This window comes from Bartonella sp. AA86SXKL (assembly GCF_042196885.1).
In genome coordinates this window covers 1-559 of sequence record NZ_JBHIRE010000565.1, presented here as the reverse complement: position 1 = coordinate 559, position 559 = coordinate 1, and the positions used below count along the sequence as shown (strand labels likewise).

The window sequence follows — 559 nt, the reverse complement described above, 5'->3', positions numbered from 1 at the left end:
CATTTCTACACATACTCCAAAACCTATAAAATAGGAAAATGCAAACATTGGAAATTAAGCGAATAATTTTAGCTAATAATCTAAACTTAATAACAACAAATCATCCCAATATTTAACTTTATAAAGGCAGAGTATGATACCCACGATTCAAATATATCAAAGCATCTTTCTCTTGATTACGGTTAATTGCAATAACTTCACCAATCAAAATGTAATGGGTTGCATGCTCATGCCAACAAATCAAACGACAATCAAAAGATGCTAAAGCATCTGAAAGACTAGGCGCTCCCGTCTGCAAAGTTCCCCATTGAGTCCTATCAAAACGCTCATTTTGTGTAAAATTGTAACGCCTAGAAAAAATATCCGCTAGTGAACGGTGTTTTCCAGCCAAACTATTCACACAAAAGTTCCCATTTTCTATAAACAAATGATTCTTGAGGTTATGGCGCATGAGGCAAACAAGAAGTGTTGGAGGATCATCAGATAAAGAACAACATGCTGAAATTGTCACCCCACGCTTTCCTTTAATGCCATTTGTTGTCACAATATGCACAGCTCC

The 559-nt window shown here is 36.0% G+C and carries 1 protein-coding gene; it reads right to left on the bottom strand.

The annotated features are described in order from the left end of the window. Nucleotides 1–118: 118 nt before the first annotated feature. Nucleotides 119–559, bottom strand: a 441-nt coding sequence (locus tag ACFIO5_RS13305; RefSeq protein ID WP_375705670.1) for a flavin reductase, incomplete at its 5' end; no start/stop codon positions are given.